The 22,612-nt window shown below is 68.1% G+C and carries 19 protein-coding genes; 17 read left to right on the forward strand and 2 right to left on the reverse strand.

From position 1 onward, the window contains the following. The first annotated feature begins 107 nt into the window (after positions 1-107). The 13 genes from PcP3B5_RS27225 (at position 108) to PcP3B5_RS27285 (ending at position 16,741) form a co-directional block, all read left to right on the forward strand. On the forward strand, positions 108-2,912 hold the full coding sequence (locus PcP3B5_RS27225; RefSeq protein WP_058488258.1) for a hybrid sensor histidine kinase/response regulator: 2,805 nt from the start codon (positions 108-110) through the stop codon (positions 2,910-2,912). A 516-nt stretch (positions 2,913-3,428) separates the two neighbouring features. Beyond that, positions 3,429-4,025, forward strand: a complete 597-nt coding sequence (locus tag PcP3B5_RS27230) for a MarC family protein (RefSeq protein WP_061562896.1) — start codon at positions 3,429-3,431, stop codon at positions 4,023-4,025. A gap of 273 nt (positions 4,026-4,298) precedes the next feature. Then, entirely contained in the window at positions 4,299-5,549 is a 1,251-nt protein-coding gene (gene urtA, locus PcP3B5_RS27235) for an urea ABC transporter substrate-binding protein (protein WP_061562897.1), read from the forward strand. Positions 5,550-5,687: 138 nt separating this feature from the next. Further along, positions 5,688-7,277 carry an urea ABC transporter permease subunit UrtB gene (urtB, locus tag PcP3B5_RS27240; RefSeq protein ID WP_061562898.1) on the forward strand — a complete coding sequence of 530 codons (1,590 nt, stop codon included), beginning with the start codon at positions 5,688-5,690 and terminating at the stop codon, positions 7,275-7,277. Between the two features lie 121 nt (positions 7,278-7,398). Continuing rightward, positions 7,399-8,478, forward strand: coding sequence for an urea ABC transporter permease subunit UrtC (urtC, locus tag PcP3B5_RS27245; protein ID WP_061562899.1), 1,080 nt, complete (start codon positions 7,399-7,401; stop codon positions 8,476-8,478). After that, complete coding sequence (gene urtD, locus PcP3B5_RS27250; protein ID WP_145923951.1) at positions 8,475-9,320, forward strand: urea ABC transporter ATP-binding protein UrtD; 846 nt, start codon at positions 8,475-8,477, stop codon at positions 9,318-9,320. Before urtC ends, urtD begins: the two co-directional genes overlap by 4 nt. Before the next feature lie 90 nt (positions 9,321-9,410). Next, a complete protein-coding gene (gene urtE, locus PcP3B5_RS27255) occupies positions 9,411-10,109 on the forward strand; it encodes an urea ABC transporter ATP-binding subunit UrtE (protein ID WP_061562901.1) in 699 nt (232 codons plus the stop codon). Between the two features lie 320 nt (positions 10,110-10,429). Beyond that, entirely contained in the window at positions 10,430-11,263 is an 834-nt protein-coding gene (locus PcP3B5_RS27260; protein ID WP_061562902.1) for an urease accessory protein UreD, read from the forward strand. Between the two features lies 1 nt (position 11,264). Beyond that, positions 11,265-11,567 (forward strand): urease subunit gamma, encoded by a 303-nt coding sequence (locus tag PcP3B5_RS27265; RefSeq protein ID WP_043268703.1) that lies wholly within the window; start codon positions 11,265-11,267, stop codon positions 11,565-11,567. A gap of 43 nt (positions 11,568-11,610) precedes the next feature. Beyond that, entirely contained in the window at positions 11,611-12,117 is a 507-nt protein-coding gene (locus PcP3B5_RS27270) for a GNAT family N-acetyltransferase (protein ID WP_061562903.1), read from the forward strand. A 149-nt stretch (positions 12,118-12,266) separates the two neighbouring features. Further along, positions 12,267-12,572 (forward strand): urease subunit beta, encoded by a 306-nt coding sequence (locus tag PcP3B5_RS27275; RefSeq protein WP_061562904.1) that lies wholly within the window; start codon positions 12,267-12,269, stop codon positions 12,570-12,572. Between the two features lie 205 nt (positions 12,573-12,777). Further along, positions 12,778-14,478 (forward strand): urease subunit alpha, encoded by a 1,701-nt coding sequence (gene ureC / locus PcP3B5_RS27280; RefSeq protein WP_061562905.1) that lies wholly within the window; start codon positions 12,778-12,780, stop codon positions 14,476-14,478. Positions 14,479-15,493: 1,015 nt separating this feature from the next. Further along, positions 15,494-16,741: a substrate-binding protein gene (locus tag PcP3B5_RS27285; RefSeq protein WP_061562906.1), complete on the forward strand. Its 1,248-nt coding sequence runs from the start codon at positions 15,494-15,496 to the stop codon at positions 16,739-16,741. A 6-nt stretch (positions 16,742-16,747) separates the two neighbouring features. Here the strand turns inward: PcP3B5_RS27285 and PcP3B5_RS27290 are convergent, their stop codons facing one another. Then, positions 16,748-17,011: a DksA/TraR family C4-type zinc finger protein gene (locus tag PcP3B5_RS27290; protein WP_009613342.1), complete on the reverse strand. Its 264-nt coding sequence runs from the start codon at positions 17,009-17,011 to the stop codon at positions 16,748-16,750. A gap of 156 nt (positions 17,012-17,167) precedes the next feature. On the opposite strand from PcP3B5_RS27290, the gene PcP3B5_RS27295 reads away from it, so the two are divergent. Beyond that, positions 17,168-17,839, forward strand: coding sequence for a hypothetical protein (locus tag PcP3B5_RS27295; RefSeq protein WP_061562907.1), 672 nt, complete (start codon positions 17,168-17,170; stop codon positions 17,837-17,839). Between the two features lie 99 nt (positions 17,840-17,938). Further along, positions 17,939-18,595 carry a hypothetical protein gene (locus tag PcP3B5_RS27300; protein WP_009613345.1) on the forward strand — a complete coding sequence of 219 codons (657 nt, stop codon included), beginning with the start codon at positions 17,939-17,941 and terminating at the stop codon, positions 18,593-18,595. A gap of 6 nt (positions 18,596-18,601) precedes the next feature. On the opposite strand, the gene PcP3B5_RS27305 is transcribed toward PcP3B5_RS27300, so the two are convergent. Continuing rightward, positions 18,602-19,465 (reverse strand): isocitrate lyase/PEP mutase family protein, encoded by an 864-nt coding sequence (locus PcP3B5_RS27305; protein ID WP_009613347.1) that lies wholly within the window; start codon positions 19,463-19,465, stop codon positions 18,602-18,604. Positions 19,466-19,682: 217 nt separating this feature from the next. Here PcP3B5_RS27305 and PcP3B5_RS27310 point away from each other — a divergent pair, with 217 nt between their 5' ends. Both PcP3B5_RS27310 and osmE read left to right on the forward strand, forming a co-directional pair. After that, positions 19,683-20,948 (forward strand): Hsp70 family protein, encoded by a 1,266-nt coding sequence (locus PcP3B5_RS27310; protein WP_061562908.1) that lies wholly within the window; start codon positions 19,683-19,685, stop codon positions 20,946-20,948. A gap of 1,297 nt (positions 20,949-22,245) precedes the next feature. Beyond that, positions 22,246-22,596: an osmotically-inducible lipoprotein OsmE gene (gene osmE, locus PcP3B5_RS27315; RefSeq protein WP_061562909.1), complete on the forward strand. Its 351-nt coding sequence runs from the start codon at positions 22,246-22,248 to the stop codon at positions 22,594-22,596. Positions 22,597-22,612 lie beyond the last annotated feature (16 nt).

Consider the following 22,612-nt stretch of genomic DNA (forward strand, 5'->3'; position numbering starts at 1 on the left):
TTTTTCCGACCTGCGGTCGGCAGGCGGCCACGTGCGGGCCCGGGTGGATTTCGGGGCCGTCGGCACTTGGCTATAATCCGGCCACTCTCCACCGAAGGGAATTCGCCGTGCGCCGGCTCTGGAACGCCACAGGACTTCTGGTCTGCCTGCTGCTGACGGCCCTGCTCGTAGGCCCGGGCCTCGTCCAGGCGCAGGATGCCGACGGCTGGTCGCAGTTGCACGACGGCGAAGGCCGCCTGCAGTTGCAGGACGTCCTCTCCGCACGCCTGCGCCCGCTGTTCAGCCCCCTCGACATCGAAGACCTGCACGCCCCCGCCGGCCCCGGCGCCATCTGGCTGCACTACCGCCTACCGGCCAGCGACGCGCCGCGCCAGCTGCGCCTGTTCTCGCCGAGCCTGGACAGCCTGCAGCTCTACCTGCTGCACGGCTCGCAGCTGCTGGAAGAGCGCCAGGCCGGCAACCTCTATCCCGGCCAGCGCCCGCTGCTCAACAGCGACATCCTGCTGCCGCTGCGCAGCAGCCCCGAAGTCCTCGACCTCTACCTGCGCCTGAGCTCCAGCCAGAGCCTGCGCCCCACCATCAGCCTGGAAAGCGCCGAATACCCCGCCGGCCAGCAGCGCCCGCTGCAGTTCGGCATCCTCCTCGGCTGCCTGGGCATGCTGCTGCTCTACAACCTGGTGCGCTTCGCCTACAACCGCGTGCTCAGCGGCCTGTGGCTGGCCGGGGTGCACGCCGGGCTGCTGCTGGCCTGCCTGACGCTGTTCGGCCTGCTCAGCCCCTGGTACGGCACGCACCAGACCTGGCAGCCGCTGACCGCCCAGCTGGCCCTGCTGCTGGTGCTGTTCTGCGCCCTGGGCTACACCGCCAGCTTCTTCCACGGCCAGTCGCCGCGCCGCCCCCTGGGCCGCCTGCTGGCGCTGGGCAGCCTCGGCCTGCTGGGCCTCGGCGCGCTGCTGCACCTGGCCCTGGACATCCCCACCGGCGAGCTGCTCTACGGCCTGGTGGCGATCACCAGCCTGGGCATGTTCCTCATCGCCGCCTACTACATGCGCCACGGCTACCGCCCGGCCCGGCTGTTCGTCATCGCCATGGGCGTGTTCGTCAGCGCCTGGCTGCTGAGCCTGCCGGCCCTGCTCGGCTACGTGCCCACGCGCAGCGACTGGCTCGGCAGCGCGCTGCTGGGGCTGACCGCGGCGGCCGGCTTCCTGCTCAGCCTGGCCCTGGCCGAGCGCCAGCGCCAACTGCAGCAGGAGAGCTTCGACGCCAGCCGCAAGCGCGCCGCCAGCAGCGCCGAGCTCAAGGCCAAGGGCGAGTTCCTGGCGAAGATCAGCCACGAAATCCGCACCCCCATGAACGGCGTGCTGGGCATGACCGAGCTGCTGCTCGGCACCCCGCTGTCGGCCAAGCAGCGCGACTACGTGCAGACCATCCACAGCGCCGGCAACGAGCTGCTGGCGCTGATCAACGAAATCCTCGACATCTCCAAGCTGGAGTCCGGGCAGATCGAGCTGGACGAGGTGCAGTTCGACCTGGGCGCGCTGATCGAGGACTGCCTGGCGATCTTCCGGGTGCGCGCCGAGCAGCAGAAGATCGAGCTGATCAGCTTCACCCAGCCGCAGGTGCCACGGGTGATCAGCGGCGACCCGACGCGCCTGCGCCAGGTGCTGCTGAGCCTGCTGGACAACGCCTTCAAGCAGACCGAGGAAGGCGAGATCCTCCTGGTGGTGGCCCTCGACGGCCCGCCGGGCAAGACGCGCCTGCGCATCGCCGTGCAGGACAGCGGCCGCCCGCTGGACCCCAACGACCGCCAGGCCCTGCTCACCGCCGAGCTGCACAGCCGCGACTTCCTCTCCGCCACCCGCCTGAGCAGCCGCCTGGGCCTGGTGATCGCGCGCCAGCTGATCCAGCTGATGTCCGGCCAACTGGGCATCGAAAGCGGCCTGGACAGCGGTGGCGACAGCGGCAACACCCTGTGGCTGAGCCTGCCGCTGGACCAGGACATGCTCGAACACCCCACCGCCGACCTCGACAGCCCGCTGCAGGGCGCGCGCCTGCTGGTGGTGGACGACAACCAGACCTGCCGCAAGGTGGTGGTGCAGCAGTGCAGCGTCTGGGGCATGAACGTCAGCGCCGTGGCTTCCGGCAAGGAAGCCCTGGCCCTGCTGCGGACCAAGGCGCACCTGCGCGAATACTTCGACGTGGTCCTGCTCGACCAGGACATGCCCGGCATGACCGGCATGCAGTTGGCGACCAAGATCCAGGAAGACCCCAACCTCAACCACGACATCCTGCTGATCATGCTCACCGGCATCAGCAACGCGCCGAGCAAGATCATCGCCCGCAACGCCGGGATCAAGCGCATCCTGGCCAAGCCGGTGGCCGGCTACACGCTCAAGGCCACCCTCGCCGACGAACTGGCCCAGCGCGGCCCCAGCGGCGTGACCAACTACCTGCCGGCGGCCGCCGAACCCGCGCCGCTGAGCCCGCCCAGCGACTTCCGCGTGCTGGTGGCCGAGGACAACAGCATCTCCACCAAGGTCATCCGCGGCATGCTCGGCAAGCTCGACCTGCAGCCGGACACCGCCAGCAACGGCGAGGAAGCCCTGGCCGCGATGAAGGCCACCCAGTACGACCTGGTGCTGATGGACTGCGAGATGCCGGTGCTCGACGGCTTCTCCGCCACCGAGCGCCTGCGCGCCTGGGAAGCCAGCGAACACCGCCCGCACACCCCGGTGGTGGCGCTCACCGCGCACATCCTCAGCGAACACAAGGAACGCGCCCGCCTGGTCGGCATGGACGGGCACATGGCCAAGCCGGTGGAACTGTCGCAACTGCGCGAACTGGTGGCCTACTGGGTAGCCGAACGCGAACGCCGCCTGCGCCAGCAGAGCGACGCGGCGCTGCCGTCCTGAGGCCCATCACGGCCCCGAGGTGCTTTTCGTAGGATGGGTTGAGCTTGCGATACCCATGCGGTTGCGGTGATGGGTATCGCTCCGCTCAACCGCATCCTACGGGCGTTGTGTCTGCCGGAAGGTGTAGGAGCGAGCTTGCTCGCGAAGGGCGTTTCCCGGTGGCTGCGGTGTTTCGGGTTGACCCCGCCCCTCTCCCTAACCCTCTCCCTGAAGGGAGAGGGGACCGTTGGGCAGGGCTGGGTGTTCTGGCGTCAGCCGGCAACGCCAAAGGTTTCCGGCTGAAACCATCACTTCTCTCGGCGCGGACAAGCCCCCTCTCCCTTCAGGGAGAGGGCTGGGGAGAGGGGAAAGGAGCCGAGCCAATACACCGACATCACCGGTGAACACCCTTCGCGAGCAAGCTCGCTCCTACAATAAAACCCCCACCAAAACCCGCCCCCAGGCAATGACCGCCGCCCACCCCGCCCGCTATGCTTCAGCCCCAGCAGAGCCATCTCACCCGGACGAGATCCCCCCATGCATGTGCTGTTCAGCGTGTACCTGAAGATGCTGGTGCTCTACAGCCCCTTCTTCGTGCTTTCCTGCTTCATCAGCCTCAGCCGCGGCTTCGCCCCGCGCGACCGCAAGCACATGGCCTGGCGCGTGGCCCTGGCGGCGCTGGTCGCCAGCGTGCTGCTGTACCTGTTCGGGCGCTACATCTTCACCCTCTTCGGCATCACCGCCGACGCCTTCCGCATTGGCGCCGGCAGCGTGCTGTTCATCTCCGCCCTGGGCATGGCCCAGGGGCGCTCGGCGGTGCAGAGCGACAACGTGCAGCAGGACGTCACCATCGTCCCGCTGACCATCCCCATCACCGTCGGCCCCGGCACCATAGGCGCGCTGCTGGTGATGGGCGTCGGCCAGCACTGGGAGGACAAGCTGCTGGCGCTGCTGGCGATCGTCCTCGCCTGCCTCACCCTCGGCGTCACCCTCTTCCTGTCCGACCGCATCGAACGCATCCTCGGCGAGCAGGGCCTGCAGATCGTCAGCCGGCTGATGGGCCTGTTCGTCTGCGCGCTGGCCGCGCAGATCATCATGACCGGCGTGCGCGGCTACTTCCTGCCCACCCCCTGAGACCGGCGTCACATAGCGGCGCGCCCCAATTGGGGGCGAATCGTCCGTGCGCCCCCTCGGCGCACCAGAATGGCGCCGCGAAAACCCCGAGCGAAACGGCAAAAAACGCCGCGCAAGCCCTCTGGCACAGGGCTTTGCGCTGCTTGGCACGGATGCTGCGATAGACCTCCCGACCCGCAGGGGTCCCCTACCCATTTCGGGAGGCTGCACAGGCGACGGCCCAGAATCCGCCCGGCACCCTCCCAGGTACTGGAAGCCAAGGAGGCTGCCGCGATGAAACGTCGTCCCCTGTTGAAAAGCACCCTGGCGGTGAGCGCGCTGCTGCTCACCGGCCTGTTCCCCTTCGGCTCCCAGGCCGCCGAGACCATCAAGGTCGGCATCCTGCATTCGCTGTCCGGCACCATGGCCATCTCCGAGACCTCGCTCAAGGACATGGCGCTGATGACCATCGACGAAATCAACGCCAAAGGCGGGGTGAACGGCAAGAAGCTGGAGCCGGTGGTGGTCGACCCGGCGTCGAACTGGCCGCTGTTCGCCGAGAAGGCCCGCCAGTTGCTGACCCAGGACAAGGTCGCGGTGGTCTTCGGCTGCTGGACCAGCGTCTCGCGCAAATCCGTGCTGCCGGTGTTCGAGGAACTCAACGGCCTGCTGTTCTACCCGGTGCAGTACGAGGGCGAGGAAATGTCGCCCAACGTCTTCTACACCGGCGCCGCGCCGAACCAGCAGGCCATTCCCGCGGTGGAATACCTGATGAGCGAGGACGGCGGCGCCGCCAAGCGCTTCTTCCTGCTCGGCACCGACTACGTCTACCCGCGCACCACCAACAAGATCCTGCGCGCCTTCCTGCACAGCAAGGGCGTGGCCGACAAGGACATCCAGGAGGTCTACACGCCGTTCGGCCACAGCGACTACCAGACCATCGTCGCCGACATCAAGAAGTTCTCCGCCGGCGGCAAGACCGCGGTGATCTCCACCGTCAACGGCGACTCCAACGTGCCCTTCTACAAGGAACTGGCCAACCAGGGCCTGGAAGCCACCGAAGTGCCGGTGGTGGCCTTCTCGGTGGGCGAGGAAGAACTGCGCGGCATCGACACCAGGCCGCTGGTGGGCAACCTCGCGGCGTGGAACTACTTCGAGTCGGTGAAGAACCCGCAGAACGAGAAGTTCGTCGCCGACTGGAAGGCCTACGCCAAGGCGAAGAACCTGCCGAACTACGCCACCGCCGTGACCAACGACCCGATGGAAGCCACCTACGTCGGCATCCACATGTGGGCCCAGGCCGTGGAGAAGGCCGGCAGCACCGACGTCGGCAAGGTCCGCGAAGCCATGGGCGGGCAGACCTTCAAGGCGCCCTCGGGCTTCACCCTGACCATGGACAAGACCAACCACCACCTGCACAAGCCGGTGATGATCGGCGAAATCCAGGACGACGGGCAGTTCAACGTGGTCTGGAAAACCCCCGAGCCGATCCGCGCCCAGCCCTGGAGCCCGTTCATCCCGGGCAACGACAAGAAGCCGGACTGAGTTGAAAAAAGCTGGAAGCTGGAAGCTGGAAGCTGGAAGCTGAAAGCCAAAAGCGACGCGGTCTCGCTTCTAGCTTCTAGCTTCTAGCTTCTAGCTTCCAGCTTCCAGCCTCCAGCCTCCAACCAACGAAAAAACCCCATGCCCCCACCCGCCCTTATCCGTCTAATCCGAGCCTGCGCCCTGGCGCTGGCCACCCTCCTCGCCCTGCCCGCGCAGGCCGGCCCGGCGCAGGACTTCGCCGCCGCCGACAACGCCGGCCGCGCCACGCTGCTCGAACACTGGGCCGCCGCCCCCGAGGCCGAGCGCCTGCCGCTGCTCGAAGCCATCCAGGCCGGGCGCTTCGCCGTCGACGCGCAGAACCATGCCTTCCTCCTCGGCGACGACAAGCACTACCGCGCCGCCGAAGGCGACGCCCCGCCCGCCGGCGAGCCCGACAAGCTGCGCCTGAACAACCGCCTGCGCGGCCTGCTCAACACCGCCCTGGCCAGCCACCAGTTGGTGGCGCAGGACCCGACGCTGCGCCTGGAAGCCGCGCGCCAGTTGCAGAAGACCGCCAAGCCCGCGCAGCGCGAACTGCTCGCCCAGCGCACCGGTGCGGAAACCGACGACAAGGTGAAAGCCGCCCTGCAGCTAGCCCTGGCCAACCTGCAACTGGCCGACACCGACCCGCAGGTACGCCTGGCCGCCGTGCGCCTGCTCGGCGACTCCGGCGACCCGCTGGCCCTCACCCGCCTGCAGAACCTGCTCGACCCGGCCGTGGAGGCCGACCAACAGGTGCGCACCGCCGCCGCCACCAGCCTGGCCCAGGTCAAGCGCCGGCTCATGGTCGGCGACCTGCTCGGCCAGGCCTTCAGCGGCCTGTCGCTGGGCTCCATCCTGCTGCTGGCGGCCCTGGGCCTGGCCATCACCTACGGCCTGCTCGGAGTCATCAACATGGCCCATGGCGAGATGCTGATGCTCGGCGCCTACTCCACCTACGTGGTGCAGTCGCTGCTGCAACGCTTCGCCCCCGGCCTGCTGGAGTACTACCCGCTGCTGGCCCTGCCGGTGGCCTTCGGCGTCACCGCGGCCATCGGCATGGCCCTGGAACGCACGGTGATCCGCCACCTCTACGGCCGCCCCCTGGAAACCCTGCTGGCCACCTGGGGCATCAGCCTGGTGCTGATCCAGCTGGTGCGCGTGCTGTTCGGCGCGCAGAACGTCGAGGTGGCCAACCCGGCCTGGCTGTCCGGCGGCGTCCAGCTGCTGCCGAACCTGGTGCTGCCGTGGAACCGCATCGTCATCATCGGCTTCGCCCTGTTCGTGCTGGCGCTCACCTGGCTGCTGCTCAACCGCACGCGGCTGGGCCTGAACGTCCGCGCTGTGACGCAGAACCGCAACATGGCGGCCTGCTGCGGCGTGCCCACCGGGCGCGTGGACATGCTCGCCTTCGGCCTCGGCTCGGGCATCGCCGGGCTCGGCGGGGTGGCCCTGTCGCAGGTCGGCAACGTCGGCCCGGACCTGGGCCAGAGCTACATCATCGACTCCTTCCTGGTGGTGGTGCTCGGCGGCGTCGGCCAACTGGCCGGCAGCGTCTGCGCGGCCTTCGGCCTGGGCGTGGCGAACAAGATCCTCGAACCGCAGATAGGCGCGGTGCTGGGCAAGATCCTGATCCTGGCGCTGATCATCCTGTTCATCCAGAAACGCCCCCAGGGGCTGTTCGCCCTGAAAGGGAGGGTCATCGATTGATGAAAACGCCAATGCCCGAACCAGCTGCTCTTCGTAGGAGCGAGCTTGCTCGCGAACGACTTCGCAGCGGGGATTGTTCGCGAGCAAGCTCGCTCCTACAGGAATCGAGGGAGATCTGCCCGTGAACCAACCACTCACCGTGACGGCCGCGCAGAAGGCCGGCCCGCGAGTCACCGCCGGCATCGTCGGCGCGGCCCTCGTCGCGCTGCTGATCCTGCCGCTGCTGCACCTGCTGCCCGAGACCAGCGCCCTGCACCTGTCGGCCTACGGCCTGACGCTGACCGGCAAGATCCTCTGCTACGCCATAGTCGCGCTGGCCCTGGACCTGGTCTGGGGCTACGCCGGCCTGCTGTCCCTCGGCCACGGCCTGTTCTTCGCCCTGGGCGGCTACGCCATGGGCATGTACCTGATGCGCGAGGCGGCCGGCGACGGCCTGCCGGCGTTCATGACCTTCCTGTCGTGGAACGAGTTGCCCTGGTACTGGGCCGGCACCCAGCACTTCCTCTGGGCCCTGTGCCTGGTGGTGCTGGCGCCGGGGCTGCTGGCCTTCTTGTTCGGTTTCTTCGCCTTCCGCTCGCGGATCAAGGGCGTGTACTTCTCGATCATGACCCAGGCCCTGACCTTCGCCGGCATGCTGCTGTTCTTCCGCAACGAGACCGGCTTCGGCGGCAACAACGGCTTCACCAACTTCCGCAGCATCCTGGGCTTTTCGATCACCGCGCCGGGCACCCGCGCCGCGCTGTTCCTGGCCATCGTCCTGCTGCTGGCGGCCAGCCTGGCGCTGGGCTTCGCCCTGGCACGGAGCAAGTTCGGCCGGGTGCTCACCGCCCTGCGCGACGCCGAGAACCGCCTGATGTTCTGCGGCTACGACCCGCGCGGCTACAAGCTGTTCGTCTGGACCCTGAGCGCGGTGCTCTGCGGCCTGGCCGGCGCCCTGTTCGTGCCGCTGGTGGGCATCGTCAACCCCAGCGAGATGTCGCCGACCAACTCCATCGAAGCCGCCGTGTGGGTGGCCCTGGGCGGGCGCGGCACGCTGCTCGGCCCGCTGCTCGGCGCCGGCGTGGTGAACGGCGCCAAGAGCTGGTTCACCGTGGCCTTCCCGGAGTACTGGCTGTTCTTCCTCGGCGCCCTGTTCATCGTCGTCACCCTGTACCTGCCGCGGGGCATCCTCGGGCTGATCAAGCGGGAGAAAGCGCAATGAGAGCCGTCCCCCACCTGATGCTGGAACCGGCCTTCGACCCCAGCGGCACGGGCCGCGACGCCGTCGGCCTGGGCGCCAGCGCAAGCCAAGGCCTGGACGTGCGCCACGGCACCATCCTCACCCTGGAAGACATCAACGTCAGCTTCGACGGCTTCCGCGCCCTGCGCGACCTGACGCTGTACATCGGCGTGGGCGAGCTGCGCTGCATCATCGGCCCCAACGGCGCGGGCAAGACCACGCTGATGGACGTGATCACCGGCAAGACCCGCCCCGACAGCGGCAAGGCGTACTTCGGCGAGACCTACGACCTGCAGCGCATGAGCGAGGTGGAAATCGCCCAGGCCGGCATCGGCCGCAAGTTCCAGAAGCCCACGGTGTTCGAGGCGCTCTCGGTGTTCGAGAACCTGGAGCTGGCGCAGAAGGCCGACAAGTCGGTATGGGCCAGTCTGCGCGCGAAGCTCAGCGGCGAGCAGAGGGACCGCATCGAGGAGGTGCTGACCACCATCCGCCTGCGCGAATCGCGCAACCGCCCGGCCGGCCTGCTCTCCCACGGCCAGAAGCAGTTCCTGGAGATCGGCATGCTGCTGGTGCAGGAGCCGCAACTGCTGCTGCTCGACGAACCGGTGGCGGGCATGACCGACGCCGAAACCGAATTCACCGCCGAACTCTTCAAGTCCCTCGCCGGCCAGCACTCGCTGATGGTGGTGGAGCACGACATGGGCTTCGTCGGCAGCATCGCCGACCACGTCAGCGTGCTGCACCAGGGCCACGTGCTGGCCGAGGGCTCGCTGGAAGAAGTGCAGGCGAACGAGCAGGTGATCGAGGTTTATCTGGGACGCTGAGCTTGAAGCCGAAAGCCAGAAGCTGGAAGCCGGAGCCGCTCTGCTTCCAGCTTCCGGCCTCAGGCTTCCAGCGCTGAAAAGGAAAACGACATGCTACAAGTCAGCCAACTACATCAGTTCTACGGCGGCAGCCACATCCTCCGCGGCCTGTCGTTCGACGCGAAGATCGGCGAAGTCACCTGCCTGCTCGGGCGCAACGGCGTGGGCAAGACCACCCTGCTGCGCTGCCTGATGGGCCTGGTGCCGGCGCGCGAGGGCAGCGTCAGCTGGGAGGGCAAGGCCATCACCGGCTTCAGGCCGCACCAGCGGGTGCACGCCGGCATCGCCTACGTGCCCCAGGGCCGCGAAATCTTCCCGCGGCTGAGCGTGGAGGAGAACCTGCTGATGGGCCTGTCCCGCTTCGGCGCCAGGGAAGCGAAGCAGGTGCCGGAATTCATCTACGAACTCTTCCCGGTGCTGCGCGAGATGAAGCAGCGCCGCGGCGGCGATCTCTCCGGCGGCCAGCAGCAACAGCTGGCCATCGGCCGCGCCCTGGCCAGCCGCCCGCGCCTGCTGATCCTCGACGAGCCCACCGAAGGCATCCAGCCCTCGGTGATCAAGGAGATCGGCGCGGTGATCCGCAAGCTCGCCGAGCGCGGCGACATGGCCATACTGCTGGTGGAACAGTTCTACGACTTCGCCGCCGAACTGGCCGACCAGTACCTGGTGATGGCCCGCGGCGAGATCGTCCAGCAGGGCCGCGGCGCGGACATGGAAAGCGAAGGGGTACGCGGGTTGGTGGCCATCTGACGTAGGGCGCATAACGCCTCCGGCGTTATCCGCCGTTTGACCTTGGCCCCAGGCCGCTCGGTGTCGACCTGGGCACCACCCAGGCCGACTTCGGAGCGGCCAGGGAGATGGGTGTATCGGCGGATAACCGCGAACGGTTATTCGCCCTACGCCCCATGATGGTGCATGGCGCGTTCCAACGCACCGCAATCGCGCCCATAGCTGACCACTCGGACAACCCATCCCCCGCTGCCGCCCAGGCTTGCCAGGCCCACGCACTATCCTGGCGCAGAAGGCACGCCAATTGCTCTACCCAGGGCAACCCCAGCAGAACACGCACCATGAACGCACCCGCCGCCCTCTTCCACCCCGCCTGGCACGCCGAGCTGGAGCTGGCCTATGCCCGCGTCGGCGACGGCACGCGGCCGGTCACGCGGCGCCACCTGGGGCCGCTGCGGGTGCAGAAGCACCTGTACGCCGAGGGCCCGCAGGTCTGCCAGCACATCGTGGTGCACCCGCCCGGCGGCATCGCCGGCGGCGACACCCTCGCCCTCGACATCCACGCCGGCCCCGGCGCCTGGGCCCAGCTCACCAGCCCCGGCGCGGCCAAGTGGTACCGCGCCGCCACGCCGGCCAGCCAGCGCCTGCGCATCCGCGTCGAGGCCGGCGCCACCCTGGAATGGCTGCCCCAGGAAACCATCGTCTTCTCCGGCGCCCGGGCCGAACTGCACACCGACATCGACCTGCAGGACGACGCCCGCCTGTTCTACTGGGACGTGGTCGCCCTCGGCCGCCCCGCCGCCGGCGAGCGCTTCGACCAGGGCCGCTTCGCCGCCATCCTGGACATCCGCCGCGACGGCCGCCGCCTGTGGCACGAACGCCAGCGCATCGACGGCGGCGAGCGCCTGCTGGACTCGCCCATCGGCCTGGCCGGGCAGCCGGTCATGGCCACGCTGATCGCCAGCGGGCAGATCGACGCCGCGTTGCTGGAAGCCTGCCGCGCGCTACCCTGCCAGGGTCGCGGCAACCTCACCCAGCTGCCCGGCCTGCTGGTCGCCCGCTGCCTGGCCGCCGAGGCGCTGCACGCCCGCGCCTGGCTCATCGAACTCTGGCGCGCGCTGCGGCCCGCGCTGCTCGGCCGCGAGGCCGTCCCCCCCAGAATCTGGAGCACCTGAGATGGACTTGACGCCCCGCGAGAAAGACAAGCTGCTGATCTTCACCGCCGGCCTGGTGGCCGAACGGCGCCTGGCCCGCGGCCTGAAGCTGAACCACCCGGAAGCCATCGCGCTGATCTCCGCCGCCCTGCTCGAAGGCGCCCGCGACGGCCGCACGGTGGCCGAGCTGATGCACTATGGCACCACCCTGCTCAGCCGCGAGCAGGTGATGGAAGGCGTGCCGGAGATGATCCCGGAGATCCAGGTGGAAGCCACCTTCCCCGACGGCACCAAGCTGGTCACCGTGCACCAGCCCATCGCCTGATGAGCGGCCGCTTTCGAACGAACCTGCCTGAAGGAACACCGCAATGCTGATCCGCGACGCCCACCCAGCCGACCTCGGCGCCCTGCGCGACATCTACAACGACGCCGTGCTCAACACCACCGCGATCTGGAACGAGGTCGCCATCGATCTCGACAACCGCCGCGCCTGGCTGGAGCTGCGCGCCCAGCAGGGCTTCCCGGTGCTGGTCGCCGAAGACGCCGGCGAAGTGGTGGGCTACGCCAGCTACGGCCCCTGGCGCACCTTCGACGGCTTCCGCGAAACCGTCGAGCACTCGGTGTACGTGCGCGCCGACCAGCGCGGCAAGGGCGTGGGCCCGCAACTGATGCAAGCGCTGGTCGACCGCGCCCGCGCCCAGGGCCTGCACGTGATGGTGGCGGCCATCGAGAGCGGCAACGCCGCCTCCATCCGCCTGCACGAACGCCTGGGCTTCGCCACCACCGGGCAGATGCCGCAGGTGGGCCAGAAGTTCGGCCGCTGGCTCGACCTGACCTTCATGCAACTGATCCTCGATGCGCGGGATACGCCCTGACAAAAGACGAGAAAAGCCGCTGGAGGCTGGACGAGGGAGCCGCTTTTTCGTCCAGCCTTCAGCCTTCAGCCTCCAGCGAATCGAGGGAAGCTGCGCATGAAAAACAGTCGTCAACCCCACACCGACAGGTTCGGCCTCAGGAGCCCCCCATGATCCCTGGCGAATACGACGTCCAGCCCGGCGAGATCGAACTCAACGCCGGCCGCCGCACCCTGGCCCTGACCGTGGCCAACGGCGGCGACCGGCCGATCCAGGTCGGCTCGCACTACCACTTCTACGAGACCAACGACGCCCTGCAGTTCGACCGCGAAGCGGCCCGCGGCATGCGCCTGAACATCCCCGCCGGCACCGCGGTGCGCTTCGAGCCGGGGCAGAGCCGCGAGGTGGAGTTGGTGGAGCTGGCTGGCGAGCGCCGCGTGTTCGGCTTCGCCGGGCGGGTGATGGGCGCGCTTTGAGATTGATGCAAGCAAGAGAACCCTCTCCCCCGCCCTCTCCCTGAAGGGAGAGGGAGCTGTCCGTGCCGGCTGACGCCAAGGTTTCATCCTGCACCGAACGGTCCCCTCTCCCTTCAGGGAGAGGGTTAGGGAGAGGGCGCGTGGTTGAGCCCCGTGCCGAAGGCTCAGGAAAAGTACCAAATGCCCTGGCCGCCAAGGAGCCGCAATGAAGATCAGCAGACAAGCCTACGCCGACATGTTCGGCCCCACCGTCGGCGACCGCGTGCGCCTGGCCGACACCGAGCTGTGGATCGAGGTGGAGCAGGACTTCACCGTCTACGGCGAGGAAGTGAAGTTCGGCGGCGGCAAGGTCATCCGCGACGGCATGGGCCAGGGCCAGCTGCCGGCGGCCGGGGTGGTCGACACCGTCATCACCAACGCGCTGATCCTCGACCACTGGGGCATCGTCAAGGCCGACGTGGGCCTCAAGGACGGGCGCATCCAGGCCATCGGCAAGGCCGGCAACCCGGACATCCAGCCCGGCGTGAACATCGCCCTGGGCGCCAGCACCGAAGTCATCGCCGGCGAGGGTATGATCCTCACCGCCGGCGGCATCGACACGCACATCCACTTCATCTGCCCGCAGCAGATCGAAGAAGCGTTGATGAGCGGCGTCACCACCATGATCGGCGGCGGCACCGGGCCTGCCACCGGCACCAACGCCACCACCTGCACCTCCGGGCCCTGGCACCTGGCGCGCATGCTCCAGGCCGCCGACGCCTTCCCGATGAACATCGGCTTCACCGGCAAGGGCAACGCCAGCCTGCCGCTGCCGCTGGAGGAACAGGTGCGCGCCGGCGCCATCGGCCTGAAGCTGCACGAGGACTGGGGCACCACCCCGGCGGCCATCGACAACTGCCTGAGCGTGGCCGACCGCCTCGACGTGCAGGTGGCCATCCACACCGACACCCTCAACGAATCCGGCTTCGTCGAAACCACCCTGGCCGCCTTCAAGGGCCGCACCATCCACACCTACCACACCGAAGGCGCCGGCGGCGGCCACGCGCCGGACATCATCCGCGCCTGCGGCTTCGCCAACGTGCTGCCCAGCTCCACCAACCCGACGCGGCCGTTCACCCGCAACACCATCGACGAGCACCTGGACATGCTCATGGTCTGCCACCACCTGGACCCGAGCATCGCCGAGGACGTGGCCTTCGCCGAATCGCGCATCCGCCGCGAGACCATCGCCGCCGAGGACATCCTCCACGACCTCGGCGCCTTCAGCATGATCAGCTCCGACAGCCAGGCCATGGGCCGCGTCGGCGAAGTGATCACGCGCACCTGGCAGACCGCCGACAAGATGAAGAAGCAGCGCGGCGCCCTGCCCGGCGACGGCGCGCGCAACGACAACTTCCGCGCCAAGCGCTACATCGCCAAATACACCATCAACCCGGCGATCACCCATGGCGTCAGCCACGAAGTGGGCAGCATCGAAGTGGGCAAGCTGGCCGACCTGGTGCTCTGGCGCCCGGCCTTCTTCGGCGTGAAGCCGAGCCTGATCCTCAAGGGCGGCGCCATCGCCGCCAGCCTGATGGGCGACGCCAACGCCTCCATCCCCACCCCGCAGCCGGTGCACTACCGGCCGATGTTCGCCAGCTTCGGCGGCAGCCGCCATTCCACCAGCCTGACCTTCCTCAGCCAGGCCGCCTGGGAAGCCGGCCTGCACGCCCGCCTGGGCCTGCACAAGGCCATCGGCGTGGTGCAGGGCTGCCGCACGGTGCACAAGACCGACCTGATCCACAACGCCTACCTGCCGCACATCGAGGTGGACCCGCAGAACTACCAGGTACGCGCCGACGGCCAACTGCTATGGTGCGAACCGGCCGAAGTGCTGCCCATGGCGCAGCGTTACTTCCTGTTCTGAGAACACCCTCGTAGGATGGTGTTGAGCGAAGCGATACCCATCACCGCCACCGCATGGGTTTCGCAGGCTCAACCCATCCTACGAAGAGCACCTCGGCGCAGCCTGCAAGACAGTCGCGCCTATGCCACAGGCGAGCACGGCGTCTCGGTACACCACGCCATTCCCCTGTAGGAGCGCGCCCTGCGCGCGATTCGCGGGCAGGGCGCGCTTACGTTCCAGGAAGCACGGCTTTTCGTAGGATGGTGTTGAGCGAAGCGATACCCATCACCGCCACCGCATGGGTTTCGCAAGCTCAACCCATCCTACGAAGAGCACCTCGGCGCGGCCTGCAAGACAGTCGCACCTACGCCACAAGCGAGCACGGCGTCTCGGTACACCACGCCATTCCCCTGGGAGCGCGCCCTGCGCGCGATTCGCGGGCAGGGCCCGCTTACGTTCCAGGAAGCACGGCTTTTCGTAGGATGGCGTTGAGCGAAGCGATACCCATCAGCGCAACCGCATGGGTTTCGCAAGCTCAACACCATCCTACGAAGAGCACCTCGGCGCAGCCTGCAAGACAGTCGCACCTACGCCACAAGCGAGCACGGCGTCTCGGTACACCACACCATTCCCCTGGGAGCGCGCCCTGCGCGCGATTCGCGGGCAGGGCCCGCTTACGTTCCAGGAAGCACGGCTTTTCGTAGGATGGTGTTGAGCGAAGCGATACCCATCAGCGCAACCGCATGGGTTTCGCAAGCTCAACCCATCCTACGAAGAGCACCTCGGCGCAGCCTGCAAGACAGTCGCACCTACGCCACAAGCGAGCACGGCGTCTCGGTACACCACCCCATTCCCCTGTAGGAGCGCGCCCTGCGCGCGATTCGCGGGCAGGGCCCGCTCCTACAGGCGGCTGAAATCCCCCGGGGAAATTCAGAAGACCTCCCCCACCGGCACCGCTTCGCATTTCCCCCCGGAGTCCACCCCCTACGCTGGCAGGGCCTCTGTGCCCGTCCCTCCAGAACAACAAGGACTCCCGATGAAACGACTGACCGCCACCCTGGCCCTGGCGCTGGGCCTGTGCGCCTGCGCCCAGGCCGCCGATCCCATCACCCTGGGCCTCAACTACCCCCGCACCGGCAGCTACCAGAACGAAGGCCGCGACCAGATGCGCGGCGCCCTGCTGGCCATCGACGAAATCAACGCCGGCGGCGGCGTGCTCGGCCGCTCGCTGCGGCTGTCCAGCCACGACAGCGCCTCGCGCTCGAAGAAGGCCGTGGCCAACGTCGACAAGCTGGCCGACGAGGGCGCCGCCATGCTCTTCGGCGGCGCCTCCAGCGCCGTGGCCATCGCCGCCGGCAAGCGCGCCGCCGAGCGCGGGCTGCTGTACTTCGGCGCCGTCACCTACTCCAACGACACCACCGGCAAGGACGGCCACCGCTACATGTTCCGCGAGGGCATCAGCGCCTGGATGAGCGCCCGGGTGCTGGGCCAGTACCTGGCGCAGAAGCACCCGGGCAGCCGCTACTTCTACGTCACCTCCGACTACACCTGGGGCCACACCACCGAAGCCTCGCTGCGCCAGGCCACCGGCACGCAGGACGGCGCCCAGCACCCCGGTCGGCGCATTCCCTTCCCCGCCGTCGGCCTTGCGCACTACCGCGACAGCCTCACCCAGGCGGCCGCCAGCGACGTCCAGGTGCTGGTCCTGGTGCTGTTCGGCCGCGACCTGGAGCGGGCCATGCGGGTGGCCCACGACCTCGGCCTGACCAGGCGCATGCAGATAGTCGCGCCCAACCTCACCCTGAACGTGATCGAGCAGGCCGGGCCGAGCGTGATGGAGGGCGTGATCGGCACCGAGCCCTGGACCTGGCGCGTGCCGGAACTGGAGAACAGCGCCCGCGGCAAGGCCTTCGTCAACGACTACGTGAAGCGCTACCAGAAGTACCCGTCCAGCTCCGCCGCCTCGGCCTACGGCATCGTCTACCAGTGGGCGGACGCCGTGCGGCGCGCCAACAGCCTGGACAGCGAGGCGCTGATCAGGGCCCTGGAAGGCCACCGCTACGCCCTGCTCAAGGGCGAGCAGTACTGGCGCGCGTTCGACCACCAGAACGTGCAGCGCATCTATGCGGTGAAAGTGAAGCCGCGCAGCGAGGTGCTGAAGGACCCGCTGAAGCAGGACTACTTCGAGATCATCCACCAGCTCGACGGCGACCAGGCCGCGCCCAGCCTCGACGAGTGGAAGGCGGAAAGGCGCGCCGCCGGCAAGCCCCCGCTGCTGCAGTGAGGCGCCTCAGCGCAGCTGGCTGTCCTTGCTGCCGCGCCGGTTGTAGCCGGCGAAGGCCGCCTGCTCGTCGTGGGCGGCCTGGCAGTTCACGCACAGACGCACGCCGGGCACGGCCTTGCGCCGCGCCTCGGGAATGGGCGCATCGCACTCCTCGCAATGCGTCAGGCTCTCGCCGCGGGGCAACTGCCTGCGCGCCCGGGCGACTGCGTCCTCGATGGTGCTGTCGATCTGTTCCTGCACCGCGCCGTCGTTCGCCCAACCACTGGCCATGGCAACCTCCGATCAAACTTTGTACAGATTGCAGATATTGGCGCCCCGGCGGCCGATTGCAAGGGCGAAAACGCGGCGGGGTGCGCTGAAAAGCCCCTTCCCCGGGCGCCGCGCAACGAGAACAATAGCGCGCTTTCCCGCCATGGATGTTCCCCGATGCGAATCCTCCCGTCTCCTCTGCGCCACTGCCTGCCGCTGGCCCTCTGCGCCCTGCTCGGCGGCCAGGCCCAGGCCGCCGAGGCCCCCGGAATAGAAGCCGACCTGGTCGACGCCAACCGCTACCTGCTGCTGTACAGCGCCACCGCCGACGAGCGCTTCCTCGACCGCCTGGACGCCACCGGCAAGCACCTGCAGGCGGCCCTTGCGCAACGCCAGGATGCCACCACGCTGCGCACACTCTGGGCCAGCTACGAGCAGGGCCGCCAGCAGATGCTGGCCGAGCACGCCGCCCGCAAGCTCGACCAGAACGGCGAGATGGCCCGCAGCCTGAAGCTGGCCGAGCCCCTGGACGCCTACCTGCAGGCCCACCCCCTGGCCACCCCGGGCCTGGCCGACGACCTGCGCAGCCGCGCCCTGCTCACCGCCCGCCTGGCCAACCTGCAGAAGGTCGACGGCCCGCGCGCCGAGGCCGAGGCGGCGAACGTCAAGGCCCTGGACGAGCGCATCCAGCAGCGCATCGACGCCCTGGCGAAGAGCGACCCGGCCCTGCACGACGAACTGGACAAGCGCTGGCGCTACCTGCAGGTCAGCCAGCGCAACGGCCAGCAGTTGCTCTACCCCTTCAACGCGCAGATCGAGGCCATGCTCGGCAAACTGGCCGGCGCCTGACGGGGACGCGGAGGCGGTCTACCGCAGCTTCGGAATCGTCCGATATCCGGCGCCGGGAGGGCCGCCAAGAATGGCGGCTCCATCGCCAGGAGCCGCCCCATGCACCGCCTCGTCCTTTCCCTGCTGCTGAGCCTGCTGGCCAGCCTGCCGACCGCGGCCCTGGCCGATGACTTCGACGCCACCCTGCAGGCCGCGCAGCGCTACCTGCTGCTCTACAGCGCCACGGGGGACGAACGCTTCCTCAAGCGCCTGGAACGGCTCGACGAGGCCTTCCAGGGCCAGGTCGCCGAACAGCACAACGGCGAGACGCTGCAGGACATCTGGTCGCTCTACGGCGAAACGGTGGCGCAGGTGGAAAGCGGCTACGAACAGAGCGGCCCGGCGCTGCGCCAGGCGCTGGCCCAGGCCCTGGAAGTCTCGGCGCTGCTGCAGGAATTCCGCCTCCAGCCCGGCGCCGCGCCGGGGGATGCGACCCTGGCGGCCAACCTGCAGCGCCTGGCCCTGCTGCAGGCCAAGCGGGCCAACCACCGCCTGCTGGGGGAAGACACCGACACCCTGCGCGAGGCCATCGCCAACCTGCAGCAGACCATCGAGACGCAGTTCGCCGCCCTCCCGGCCAGCGTCGAAGGCGAAGCGATGCGCGCCCGCTGGCGCTACCTGCGGCTGACCGAGCGCCCGGCCGGCACCCTGCTCTACCCGTTCAACGCCCAGGTCGAGTACCTGCTGGAGAAGCTCGGCGAGAACGGGGAAGCCTGAAAGGCCCTACTCCTTCACTTCCATGTATTCCCTGGCGAAGATCTGGTACTCCTCCGGCAGGGTGTACTTCTTCGCCAGCTCCGAGGCTGTCAGGTCGGACGCATCCACGCCGCGCTGCTCGCGCAGGCAGTCGTAGGTCGCCTTGATGGCGGCGAAGTAGGCGGCATGGCCGTCCACCACGATGCGCACGCCGAGCTTGGCCAGGCGCTTGTCGTCGTGCAGCTTCGGGTTGCCGTAGGACACCAGCATCAGCGGCACGCTCAGGTGCCGGGCGATGGCCTCCAGGTGCTCGAAGTCGCGGATGCCGACCATGCAGATGCCGTCGGCGCCGGCGGCCTGGTAGGCCAGGGTGCGGCGGATCACGTCGTCCACCTCGATCACCTCGGCGTTGGTCCGCGCGATGATCGCCATCTCCTGGTCCACCCGCGCCTCCAGCGCCGCGCGGATCTTGCCCACGCCCTCCTCCACCGGGATCAGGTCGGTGGACTTGCGGCCGAACTGCGCCGGCAACAGGGTGTCCTCGATGGTCAGCGCGGCCACGCCGGCGCGCTCCAGCTCGACGATGGTGCGCATCACGTTCAGCGCGTTGCCGTAGCCGTGGTCGGCGTCGGCAATCACCGGCAGGCGCGCCACGCGGCCGATGCGGGTGGCCTGCTCGACGAACTCGCTGAGGGTGATGAGGGCGAAGTCGGGCGCCGCGAGCACTTGTAGCGAAGCTACAGAACCACCCAGGATGCCGACCTCGAAGCCGAGGTCACCGGCGATGCGCGCCGACATCGGGTCGAACACCGATGCCGTGTGGTAGCAGGAGGAAGAGTTCAGCAACGCCCGGAAACTCTGGCGTAGCTCGTGGTGGGAGGCTCTGTGCATGGCGGGATCCAACTGCGACCTGGAAGTGGGAAAGGGTTCTGCGGAATCGGCAAACTCATGTAGCAAAACTACAGGATGGCAAATGTAGCAAAACTACAAGGCCTTCCCAAGCACTCTATAACCTCCACCGTCCAGCGGCACATGAGCCGATAGTCGAGCAGGCCGAGGCGCACTCGCGTAAACTGCGCGGCCGTTTTTTTCGCCGGACCTTTCCGCCATGCTGCACTCCACTGACGCCCGCGCCCTGGGCATCGACTTCGGCACCTCCAACTCCACCGTCGGCTGGTGGCGCCCCGGGATGGAACCGCTGATCGCACTGGAAGACGGCAAGATCACCCTGCCCTCGGTGGTCTTCTTCAACACCGAGGAACGCCGCCCGGTCTACGGCCGCCAGGCCCTGGGCGAATACCTGGAAGGCTACGAGGGGCGACTGATGCGCTCGCTGAAAAGCCTGCTCGGCTCGCCCCTGCTCAAGAGCGAGACCACGGTGCTGGGCAGCGCCCTGCCGTTCAAGGACCTGCTCGGGCTGTTCATCGGCGAGCTGAAGAAGCGCGCCGAGGTAGTCGCCGGCCGCGAGTTCGAGGCCGTGGTGCTGGGCCGCCCGGTGTTCTTCGTCGACGACGATCCCGAGGCCGACCGCGAAGCCCAGGACACCCTGGTGGCGGTGGCGCAGAAACTCGGCTTCAAGGACATCTCCTTCCAGTACGAGCCCCTGGCCGCGGCCTTCGACTACGAGCGCGGCATCGACCGCGAGGAACTGGTGCTGATCGTCGACATCGGCGGCGGCACCTCGGACTTCTCCCTGGTGCGCCTGGCCCCGGAACGCCGCGAGCAGGCCGAGCGCCAGGCCGACATCCTGGCCACCGGCGGCGTGCACATCGGCGGCACCGACTTCGACAAGCAGCTCAGCCTGCAGGGCGTGATGCCGCTGTTCGGCTACGGCAGCCGGATGAAGTCCGACGCGCTGATGCCCACCAGCTACCACCTGAACCTGGCCACCTGGCACACCATCAACGCGGTGTACGCGCAGAAGTCGCAGCTGGCGCTGAAGAACATGCGCTACGACATCGTCGACGGCACCGGCATCGACCGCCTGTTCCGCTTGATCGAACAGCGCGCCGGGCACTGGCTGGCGATGCAGGTGGAAGCCAGCAAGATAGAACTGAGCGACAGCCAGCGCCGCGACATCGACCTGGCGCGCATCGAACCGGGCCTGGTGGCCGAACTGACCCGCGAACTGTTCGAGGGCGCGATAGAGCCGCAGCTGGAGCGCGTGCGCGCAGGCATCGGCAACCTGCTGGGCGACGCCGACATCGACCCGGACAAGGTCGACACCGTGTTCTTCACCGGCGGCTCCAGCGGCGTCCCGGCCCTGCGCCAGAGCGTGGCCGCCATGCTGCCCAACGCCCGCCACGTCGATGGCGACCGCTTCGGCGGCATCGGTAGCGGTCTGGCTATCGAGGCGAAAAAGCGCTACGGCTGAGAGGCAGGCTTTTCGTAGGAGCGAGCTTGCTCGCGAATCGTGCCTACCGGGGACTTTGGGGGGTGGCCTGTAGAGCGCCCTCTCCCTAACCCTCTCCCTGAAGGGAGAGGGGACCGTTCGGAGTGCGCTGATGTTTCGGCATTAGCCGGCTAGCACGGAGATTACCGACTGAAACCAATCTTCCTCTCGGCACGGACAAGCCCCCTCTCCCTTCAGGGAGAGGGCTGGGGAGAGGGAACGCGCTCAGGTCCAGCTCAAGAGCAATCGGGAAACTCCGTTCGCGAGCAAGCTCGCTCCTACAAAAACAATCACCCCGACACCGCCTGTACCCGAGCCAACGCAGCGTGCCGGCCCTGCGCCGGAGCGTGGCGGCCATGCAACCCAACACTCGCCACGTCGATGGCGACCGCTGAGGCGAAGAAGCGCTACGGCAGAGAGGCAGGCTCTTCGTAGGAGCGAGCTTGCTCGCGAACCGTGCCTACCGGGGACTTTGGGGGGTGGGCTGTAGAGCGCCCTCTCCCTAACCCTCTCCCTGAAGGGAGAGGGGACCGTTCGGAGTGCGCTGATGTTTCGGCATTAGCCGGCTAGCACGGAGATTGCCGACTGAAACCAATCTTCCTCTCGGCACGGACTAGCCCCCTCTCCCTTCAGGGAGAGGGCTGGGGAGAGGGAACGCGCTCAGGTCCAGCTCAAGAGCAATCGGGAAACTCCGTTCGCGAGCAAGCTCGCTCCTACAAAAACAATCACCCCGACACCGCCTGTACCCGAGCCAACGCAGCGTGCCGGCCCTGCGCCGGAGCGTGCCGGCCATGCAACCCAACACTCGCCACGTCGATGGCGACCGCTGAGGCGAAGAAGCGCTACGGCAGAGAGGCAGGCTCTTCGTAGGAGCGAGCTTGCTCGCGAACCGTGCCTACCGGGGACTTTGGGGGGTGGGCTGTAGAGCGCCCTCTCCCTAACCCTCTCCCTGAAGGGAGAGGGGACCGTTCGGAGTGCGCTGATGTTTCGGCATTAGCCGGCTAGCACGGAGATTACCGACTGAAACCAATCTTCCTCTCGGCACGGACAAGCCCCCTCTCCCTTCAGGGAGAGGGCTGGGGAGAGGGAACGCGCTCAGGTCCAGCTCAAGAGCAATCGGGAAACTCCGTTCGCGAGCAAGCTCGCTCCTACAAGTCCCCCACCGTTCGCGGTTATACGCCACCGCCCCAAGCCCCATCCCCCAGTTTTTTCGAACTCCCCTCCCCGCCCCCGACTCGAAACAGCACCACCCACAGGTCCGAGCCGACAAGGAGGCCCCATGTACCGGCAAGCCCTGCTGACCGCCACCGCCCTGGCCCTGCTCGCGGGCTGTTCCCATGAATCCACCCGGGTGCAGAACCCAGTCAACCTGGTGACCTACCGCGACGCGCCGCTGGTGCGCGACGTGCACGACGGCATGAGCAAGGACGAGGTGCTGCGCGTCGGCGGCCCGCCGTCCAGCAGCCAGGCGCGGGCGTACAAGACTGGTAGCTGCAACAGCTACATCCTCAACAAGGACGGCCGCGAGCAGCCCTACTACGTGACCTTCGACGACCAGGGCAAAGTCGACGGGACCGGCTTCCTCAGTTGTTCCGAACGCGACCGCCACGACCGCGACGCGCATCCCTGAGGCCGGCGGGCGGCGC

It is taken from the genome of Pseudomonas citronellolis (assembly GCF_001586155.1).
Taxonomy (GTDB): Bacteria; Pseudomonadota; Gammaproteobacteria; order Pseudomonadales; family Pseudomonadaceae; genus Pseudomonas; species Pseudomonas citronellolis.